This is a genomic window from Allostella sp., from assembly GCF_041913585.1.
Lineage (GTDB): Bacteria > Pseudomonadota > Alphaproteobacteria > ATCC43930 > Allostellaceae > Allostella.
Genome location: NZ_JAYSFE010000060.1, coordinates 19,373 through 28,090 on the forward strand (window position 1 = coordinate 19,373; position 8,718 = coordinate 28,090).

Sequence of the window (8,718 nt, forward strand, 5' to 3'; positions counted from 1 at the left end):
CCGTCCGCCCGTCCGGCGGCAGCGGGGCGCCGGTGATCGCGGCGGCGCGGCTGGTCGAGGCCGCGAGCCGCCTCGCCGGGCGGGCGACGGTGGTGGTGGTGACCGTCATGACCGTGGTCATGACGGTCGCCCTCGTGCTCCAGGTCGTCTTCCGCTACGCCTTCGGACAGGCGCTGAGCTGGTCCGAGGAACTGGCGCTCCTCATGTTCACCTGGACCGTGCTGCTCGCCGGCAGCCTCGGCGTGCGCGAGGGCTTCCACGTCGCCCTCACCCTGCTGCCGGACCGGCTCGGCCCCGCCGGGCGGCGCTGGCTCGAGCGCCTGATCCTCCTGCTCGTGACCGGGTTCGGGACGTATCTCGCGCGCTCGGGCTGGGAATTCTACGACGGCACCACCGGGCAGCTCTCGGCGGCCGTCGGCTATCCCATCGAGTTCCTGCATTCGGCCGCCATGGTCTCGGGCGGCCTCGTCACCCTGCACGGGCTGGCGCGGCTGCTCGCCACGTTCGGCCCGCCGGCGGAGGCGCGGCCATGAGCGAGCTCGCCTGGGTCCTGAGCGCCGGCTTCGCCGGCCTGCTGCTGCTGGGGGTGCCCTTCGTCTTCGCCCTCGGCATCACCTCGCTCGCCGGCCTGATGGTGCTCGACATCGACATCATCGTGCTGGCGCAGCGCTTCGTCTCCGGGACCCAGTCCTTCAGCCTGCTGGCGATCCCCTTCTTCATCCTCGCCGGCGACCTGATGACCAAAGGGGGGCTGTCGCGGCGCCTGGTCGGCGTCGCCGACGCCTGCGTGCGCCACGTCACCGGCGGACTCGGGATCGTGACCGTGCTCTCGGCCACCTTCTTCGCCGCCATCTCGGGCTCGGCCCCGGCGACGACGGCGGCGATCGGCAGCATCATGATCCCGGAGATGGCCAAGCGCGGCTACCGTCCGGAATTCGCGGCCGCGCTGGCGGTCGCCGCCGGCATCATCGGCCCGGTCATCCCGCCGTCGATCATCTTCGTCATCTGGGGCGTGATCGCCGAAGAGTCGATCGCCAAGCTGTTCCTCGCCGGCATCGTGCCGGGGCTGCTGATGTCGCTCGGGCTGTGCCTCGTCTGCGTCCGCTACGCGCTCCGCCACGAGATCCCGCGCGAGACGCGGGCGAGTGCGGCGGAGATCGGCCGCGCCGCCTGGGACGGCAAGTGGGCGCTGGTCGCGCCCTTCGTCGTGCTGGGCGGCATCTATGGCGGCATCTTCACCCCGACCGAGGCGGCGGTGGTGGCGACCGTCTACGCCCTCTTCGTCGGCCTCTTCCTCTATCGCGAACTCCGGTGGCGCGACCTGCCCGGCATCGTCATGGGCTCGATGCGCACCACCGCCATCGTCATGTTCATCATCGCCGCCGCCGCGCCGTTCGGCTGGCTGGTCGCGATGGAGCAGCTTCCGCCCAAGATCGCCGCCGGCCTGACCGGCATCTCGGACGAGCCCTGGATCATCCTCCTCGCCGTCAACCTGCTGCTGCTGCTGATCGGCATGGTCATGGACAACATCGCCGCCATGATCATCCTCGGCGGCGTCCTCATCGCGCTCGGCAAGCAGCTCGGACTGGACCCGATCCAGCTCGGGGCGATCGTCTCCATCAACTTTGCGATCGGCATGGCGACCCCACCCTTCGGCTACGCCCTCTTCGTCGGAGCGGCGGTGGCCAACCTCAGCATCGAACGCATCGCCCGCGAGCTCTGGCCGCTGATCGGGGTGCTGATCGCGGTCCTGGCGCTTGTCACCTATGTCCCGGCGGTGACGCTCTTCGTGGCTCATCTTTTCTGACTGCAACTTCCTGATGTATCGTGCCTTAGATACCCGCATGGGTTGACGGCGGGCCGAGGGCGCCCTAACTTCGGGGCATGGCAGCGATCCGTTCCCGTCCGCCGGCGTCCCCCGCCGATCTCGCCATCGACACGCGTCTGGTGCGCGGCGGTCTCCGCCGCTCCCACAACCGGGAGACGAGCGAGGCGCTCTACCTCACCTCGGGTTTCGTCTATCCCGACGCCGAGACGGCCGAGGCCGCCTTCTCCGGGCCGGAGGAGGGCTGGATCTACACCCGCTTCGGCAACCCGACGACGGCGATGCTGGAGGAGCGGCTGGCGCTGATGGAAGGGGCGCCCGCCGTCCGCACCGCCGCGACCGGCATGGCGGCCGTCTTCGCGGCGCTGATGGCCTCGGTCAGGGCGGGCGACCGGGTGGTGGCGTCGCGCGCGCTCTTCGGCTCCTGTCACTACGTCGTTTCGCGCATCCTGCCGCGCTTCGGCGTCGAATCCGTGCTGGTCGACCCCGGCGACCTCGACCAGTGGCGGGACGCCTTGAAGCCGGGGGCGGCCGCCGTCCTCTTCGAGACGCCGTCCAACCCGATGATCGACCTCGTCGACATCGCCGCGGTCGCCGAGCTCGCCCATCAAGCCGGTGCGCGCGTCATCGTCGACAACGTCTTCGCCACCGCGATCGAGCAGCGGCCGCTGGTACACGGCGCCGATGTCGTCGTCTACTCGGCGACCAAGCACATCGACGGGCAGGGGCGGTGCCTCGGCGGCGCCATCCTCGGCGACGCGCGCTTCGTGGTCGAGGACCTGCAGCCCTTCCTGCGCCACACCGGCCCGACCATCAGCCCCTTCAACGCCTGGGTCTTCCTCAAGGGGCTGGAGACGCTGGGCCTGCGCATGGAGCGCCATGCGCGCTCGGCCGGCCGCATCGCCGGCTTCCTCGCCCAGCACCCGAAAGTGCGGGACGTGCGCTATCCGCGGCTCGAGAGTCACCCCCAGCACGCCATTGCCCGCCGCCAGATGCGCCGCGGCGGCGGCATGCTCGCGGTCACGCTCGCGGGCGGCAAACCGGCCGCCTTCCGCTTCGCCAACGCCCTGCGGCTGGCCGATATCTCGCCCAACCTCGGCGATGCCAAGACGCTGATCGCCCATCCGGCCACCACCACCCACGCCAACGTCGCCCCGGAGGAACGCGCCCGCCTCGGCATCGCCGACGGCACGCTCCGCCTCTCCGTCGGGCTCGAGGACGTGGACGACCTGCTCGCCGACATCGAGCAGGCGCTGGCCGCTGCGTGACGGGGCCGGCGGCGCCTTGCCGCCGGTTCAATCCAGCGAGCCGGCCAACCGGTCGCGCGCCGCGGACTGTCCCTCCCGCGCCTTTCCGAGCGGGACGATCTCGGTGCCCGAGGACAGGCCGAACGGCGGCATCCCGGAGTAGATGCACTCGTACTCCCCCGACCGGATCCGGTAGGTCTCGTGCCAGATGCCGACATCGTCCCGACATCCCCGGACGCGACGGTTGAATTCGGTCCAGGCGGGCCAGTGCAGGTGATCGCGCGACCGGGCATAGGCTTCGAGCTGCTCGAACGAGCGCCAGTACTGCACCATCACTGCGAGCCGCAGCGGCGTATGGCCGAGAAATCCCGCCGCGCTTCCGGCGGCCTCGAGTTCCGCGACCATCTTCGGCATCGCCCGGAAGACCGGCCACCACTGGCCGATCTTCCATGGCTTGTTGATGCGCATCCCGATCAGGAAGACGACGAAGTCGCCTTCGATCCGGGCGGTGAACTGTCCGTTGAACGGGCGCGCCATTGCCTCCCCCTCCATCGCGCTTCGAGCCGGTCAGCCTCGCGCCGGGGCGCTTGCCCCCGCGTCCTCCGATCGTAGGATGACTCGGTTCCCGCCAGGGAGGTCCGATCGACCATCTTGTTGCAGCCAGGCCAGTCTCGGCCGTTGCCGAATCCGGCAGAAGCGGAGACGTGTGGCGCGGGCGCTGGGTCTTGCCCTGCCGGAGATCGCCGAGATGCTCGGCATCGGCCCGATCGCGGCAAAGGCCCATCTCTGCCGCCGCCTCGACACGACCGGCATGCGGACGCGGGCTCGCCCGGGCCCTCCATCCGGCGCGCGCGCTCGTATCGTGCTGGGCCTGATCACTCCCGTAGCTGCATTGCTTTGCCTCGATGGGGAACTCGCGCTAGCGTCTGTCACGGCGGCGGACGGTGGCGTGGATGCTGGACGTCACAGCAGAAGACCAGGCACTCCTGGATCGTTACCTAGCCGGCTATCAGCGGTTGATAGCCGGCCAAATCCCGGCCAACACGGCAGCCCGGCGGCATTTCATCGCCGTAGCCCGCGGGCTCGCCTTGCCGGCCACACCGCACGAGTGGGCCTATGTGAAATGGTCGCTCCGCCAGCGGCGACTGGATGCCGAACCGAAGCACGATCGAAGGCTTCACAGTGCCAAAGCGCCCCTGCAGGCAAACTTTGGCAGGACGGATTGGCTCCGCCGATGGGTCTCGGGCACAGGCGATGCCGCAATGTATGGCTGGCACCGGCTGGTCGCGCTATCGAAGCGCGGGGCCGCCCAGGCTTCTGACGTCTACAATCTGCTTCACGCTTCGGACCTGTCCGCCCAGTTGGATCGCTGGTTCCGCGCTCAGTTTGGTGGTGCAAAGCCTTCAATCTACGACAAGGCGATGGACGCCAGCTACAATGGCACGCATGTCGGCGGCGGTGACCATCGCCTGTTCGATGGCGGTCACGACCTGCTCGGGGCCTGGCAGGCAGTCGCGGGGGCGTCGCCGCACGACAGCCTGTTGCAGGAGGTATCCGGCTACATGCTCGGATTGTGGCGTGACCTCGTCACGCCCCGAGGACTGCCGCTGTTCAGCATGGAGAAGGAGAGCTTCGACGCCGTATCCACCTATGTCGCAGGCGTCTTCGGCATCAGCGGCCAGTGGCTGAAGGACGTACTGACGGTAAACGTGGGCGAACTGCTGGGCACCGCAGTCGGGACGATCGCGGTGCTGCTGAATTGGGACAAGGCGGATGTCGATCGCTTCGCGTCCCTGGTCGGCAGCTTTGGCATCTCGGCCATCATGGCCGCGAATCCCCTTCTCGGCCTGATCGCCGTCGCGAGCCTTGCGCGCGCCTACCAGCGGGCCTCCCACGGGGCCGATCTGTCCGCTATCGCGTCCGGCGTCTTGCGCGGAGGTTCAGGGGCCGGGGTCTTCATCCTGACGGCGTCGCTGATCGGCGGCCCGGTCTGGGTCGGGCTGGTCGCCGGCATCTGCGCGAAGGTGGCCTTGCAGCACGCATGGACCCATGGCGCGCAGCTGGCATCCGGTGTGGAGTGGGGCCGGATCGCGGATGCGGTCGCCGGCCACTGTCGCCGGGAGGCCTACGAGACGACGGCAAGCTTGAAGGAATTGGCCGAGTTCCGGCGGATGGTCGATCGGTAGAGGGCTCGATCGTTCGGTACTTGACCGGTTGACACCACACGACCTCCGGCTTAAGCGTTCTTTCTGACACCCGTGGTGATTTGAGCCGACCGGCTTGCGGCCACGTTAAACAAAACGCTAAAAGGTCGGTGGTTCGCCCGAGCCCTGACCTGTCCCGGTCGGGGCTTTTTGTTTGGAGCGGACCGATGAACGACATCTCCTCCCCGCCGACCGGCAAGACCGCAGCCGCCCGCCGGACCTGGCGCCCCGCGACGCAGCTCGTGCGCGGCGGCATGGCGCGCTCCGGCTTCGAGGAGACGAGCGAGGCGCTCTACCTGACCTCCGGCTTCGTCTATCCCGATGCCGCCTCGGCCGAGGCGGCGTTCGCCAACAAGCTGCAGCGCTTCGTCTATTCCCGCTTCGCCAATCCGACGGTGGCGAACTTCGAGGAGCGGCTGCGGCTGATCGAGGGGGCCGAGGCGGTGCGCGCCACGGCCAGCGGCATGGCGGCCGTCTATGCGGCCCTGATGGCCTGCGTCAAGGGCGGCGACCGGGTGGTCGCCTCGCGGGCGCTGTTCGGCTCGTGCCAGTACATCCTGGGCGAGTTGCTGCCGCGCTTCGGCGTCGAGACCACCTTCGTCGACGGCGAGGATCTCGACCAGTGGCGGGCCGCGCTGGCGCCGGGTGCGGCCTGCGTCTTCTTCGAGACCCCCTCCAATCCCGGCCTGGCGCTGGTCGACGTGCGGGCGGTCTGCGACCTCGCGCACGCCGCCGGCGCCACCGTCGTCGTCGACAACGTCTTCGCCTCGCCGCTCCTGCAGAAGCCCCTGGAACTCGGCGCCGACGTCGTCGTCTATTCCGCGACCAAGCACATCGACGGGCAGGGTCGCTGCCTGGGCGGCGCCATCCTCGGTTCCAAGAGCTATGTCGAGGAGAAGCTGCAGCCGTTCCTGCGCCACACCGGCCCGGCGCTCAGCCCGTTCAACGCCTGGGTGCTGCTGAAGGGGCTGGAGACGCTGCCGTTGCGCATCGACCGGCATGTCGCGTCCGCCGAGCGCGTGGCGCGCCATTTCGAGGGGCACCCGAAGCTCGACGCGGTGCGCTATCCCTTCCTCGACAGCCATCCGCAGGCCGCGCTCGCGCGCCGCCAGATGAAGGCCGGCGGCAGCATCGTCTGTCTCGATGTCGCCGGCGGCAAGGAGGGGGCGTTCCGCTTCCTCGACGCGCTGTCGCTGGTCGACATCTCCAACAATCTCGGCGACGCCAAGAGCCTCGTCACCCACCCCGCGACCACCACCCACCAGCGCCTGTCGCCCGAGGATCGCGCCCGCCAGGGGATCGGGCCGGGCCTCGTGCGCCTGTCGGTCGGGCTGGAGGACGTGGACGACATCATCGAGGACGTCGCGGCGGCGCGCGCCGCCGACTGAGGCCGCCGCCCGAGCCGATCGGCGCCCCGGATTGCGACACCGGGGCGCCGACGATTGCCGCCGATCCGGGGCAGGCGCCGGCGATGCGGCCTTGCCGCCGCCAGTTCCGCCCGCGCAAACTGCCTCGGACGGGTTCCAACCGATCGGGGGAGGCGCGCCATGGCGACGGACACGACGATCGGCGACGGCCGGCTCTGGGCGGCCGGCGAGGCCTATGAACCCTATGTCGGACGGTGGAGCCGCCTGGTCGCGGCGCCGTTCCTGGCTCGCCTCGACGTGGCCGCGGGCGCACGGTGGCTCGACGTCGGCTGTGGCACCGGCGCCCTGAGCGCGGCGCTCCTGCGGGACCGTGACCCGGCTGCCGTGGTGGGCGTCGACTCCTCGGACGGGTTCCTCGCCTATGCCCGCCGCCACGTGAGGGATCCTCGCGCCGAATTCCGCCAGGGCGACGCCCAGGCCCTGCCGGTGGAAGACGGGGCGTTCGATGCCGCGGTCAGCGGGCTGGTGCTGAACTTCGTGCCCGACCAGGACCAGGCGGCCCGGGAACTGCGCCGCGCCGTGCGGCCCGGCGGGACGGTCGCGGCCTATGTCTGGGATTATGCCGAGGGCATGCAGATGATGCGCCGGTTCTGGGATGCGGCGGCGGCCCTGGACCCGGTGGGGGCGGGCGGCAAGGACGAGGCGCTGAAGTTCCAGCTGTGCCGCCCCGGGCCGCTGGGCGACCTGTTCGTGCGGGCCGGGCTGGCGGGCGTTGCCGTCTCCGCCATCGAGATCCCGACGACTTTCCGCGACTTCGACGACTACTGGTCGCCCTTTCTGGCCGGCGGCGCCCCGGCGCCCGCCTACTGCAAGGCCCTCGACGAAGACCGCCGGACGGCCCTGCGCGAACGGCTGCGGACGACCCTGCCGGCGGCCGCCGACGGCAGCATCCCGCTCACCGCGCGGGCATGGGCCGTGACGGCGACCGTCCCGCGGGCATAGGCGCCGATTGGTGCGGCGGGGCTATCGCAGCCGGGGATGGTCGGTCTTATATGGGTGTCATCCGAGGCGGCGCTGGCCGACATCTTCCAGAGGATGCGCGACTTCGATGGCAAAGGTCGAAATCTACTCCAGCCCCTGGTGCGGCTACTGTGCCCGCGCCAAGAGCCTGCTGGACCGCAAGGGCGTGCAGTATACGGACATCGACGTCGATGCCGACACCAAGCGTCGGGATGAGATGACCGCCCGCGCCGGCGGTCGCTACACGGTGCCGCAGATCTTCATCGACGGCCGCCATGTCGGCGGTTGCGACGATCTCTTCGCGCTCGAACGCGCGCAGAAGCTGGACCCGATGCTGGAGGGACGGGCATGAGCGACGGTTCGACGGCCCCCACCTTCCGCGCCGCCTGCATCCAGATGACGACCGGGCGCGACATGGCGCCCAACATCGAGACGCTCCGCCGCCTGACGCGCGAGGCGCGCGCCGCCGGCGCCGATCTGGTGATGACGCCCGAGGTCAGCAACATCATCGAGCCGAACCGGCAGGCGCAGCTCGGGAAGGTGCGCTTCGAGGGCGAGGATCCGATGCTGGCCGCCGGCCGCGACCTCGCCCGCGAGACCGGGGTCTGGCTGCTGCTGGGGTCCCTCGCCGTCCGGGCGGAGGGCGAGGAGCGCCTCGCCAACCGCTCGGTCCTGCTGACGCCGAAGGGCGAGATCGCGGCGCGCTACGACAAGATCCATATGTTCGACGTCGACCTCGCCGGCGGCGAGAGCTACCGCGAGAGCAACCGCTTCCGCCCGGGCGAGCGGGCGGTTCTGGCCGACCTGCCCTGGGGCCGGCTCGGCATGACCATCTGCTACGACATGCGCTTCGCCTATCTCTACCGCGCGCTCGCGCATGCCGGAGCGACGCTGCTGTCGGTGCCGGCGGCCTTCACGGTGCCGACCGGCCGCGCCCACTGGCATGTGCTGCTGCGCGCCCGCGCCATCGAGACCGGCTGCTTCCTCTTCGCCCCCGCCCAGACCGGCGAGCATGCGGAGGGTCGCCGGACCTACGGCCATTCGCTCATCGTCTC

General features: G+C 70.2%; 9 protein-coding genes and 1 riboswitch. Of the genes, 8 read left to right on the forward strand and 1 reads right to left on the reverse strand.

What is annotated here, in order from left to right:
• The first annotated feature begins 32 nt into the window (after positions 1-32).
• From ACE3Q3_RS13010 to metZ, 3 genes are all read left to right on the forward strand, one after another.
• Entirely contained in the window at positions 33-533 is a 501-nt protein-coding gene (locus ACE3Q3_RS13010; protein WP_374446715.1) for a TRAP transporter small permease, read from the forward strand.
• Entirely contained in the window at positions 530-1,807 is a 1,278-nt protein-coding gene (locus ACE3Q3_RS13015) for a TRAP transporter large permease (RefSeq protein WP_374446716.1), read from the forward strand. The genes ACE3Q3_RS13010 and ACE3Q3_RS13015 overlap by 4 nt, the downstream gene beginning before the upstream one ends.
• A 77-nt stretch (positions 1,808-1,884) precedes the next feature.
• Complete coding sequence (gene metZ, locus ACE3Q3_RS13020) at positions 1,885-3,093, forward strand: O-succinylhomoserine sulfhydrylase (RefSeq protein ID WP_374446717.1); 1,209 nt, start codon at positions 1,885-1,887, stop codon at positions 3,091-3,093.
• 27 nt (positions 3,094-3,120) lie between these two features.
• Here the strand turns inward: metZ and ACE3Q3_RS13025 are convergent, their stop codons facing one another.
• Complete coding sequence (locus ACE3Q3_RS13025; protein ID WP_374446718.1) at positions 3,121-3,609, reverse strand: DUF4188 domain-containing protein; 489 nt, start codon at positions 3,607-3,609, stop codon at positions 3,121-3,123.
• Between the two features lie 416 nt (positions 3,610-4,025).
• On the opposite strand from ACE3Q3_RS13025, the gene ACE3Q3_RS13030 reads away from it, so the two are divergent.
• The 5 genes from ACE3Q3_RS13030 to ACE3Q3_RS13050 form a co-directional block, all read left to right on the forward strand.
• The gene (locus tag ACE3Q3_RS13030; protein ID WP_374446720.1) at positions 4,026-5,258 is read left to right on the forward strand and encodes a hypothetical protein; all 1,233 of its coding nucleotides are present in this window, start codon (positions 4,026-4,028) and stop codon (positions 5,256-5,258) included.
• Between the two features lie 62 nt (positions 5,259-5,320).
• Positions 5,321-5,399, forward strand: a riboswitch (SAM riboswitch).
• Positions 5,400-5,443: 44 nt separating this feature from the next.
• Positions 5,444-6,664 (forward strand): O-succinylhomoserine sulfhydrylase, encoded by a 1,221-nt coding sequence (locus tag ACE3Q3_RS13035; protein WP_374446721.1) that lies wholly within the window; start codon positions 5,444-5,446, stop codon positions 6,662-6,664.
• A gap of 159 nt (positions 6,665-6,823) precedes the next feature.
• Complete coding sequence (locus tag ACE3Q3_RS13040; RefSeq protein ID WP_374446724.1) at positions 6,824-7,645, forward strand: class I SAM-dependent methyltransferase; 822 nt, start codon at positions 6,824-6,826, stop codon at positions 7,643-7,645.
• Positions 7,646-7,751: 106 nt separating this feature from the next.
• Entirely contained in the window at positions 7,752-8,015 is a 264-nt protein-coding gene (gene grxC / locus ACE3Q3_RS13045) for a glutaredoxin 3 (protein WP_374446725.1), read from the forward strand.
• Positions 8,012-8,718: carbon-nitrogen hydrolase family protein (locus ACE3Q3_RS13050; protein WP_374446726.1), on the forward strand; the 707-nt coding region annotated here is incomplete at its 3' end. The genes grxC and ACE3Q3_RS13050, both read left to right, overlap by 4 nt.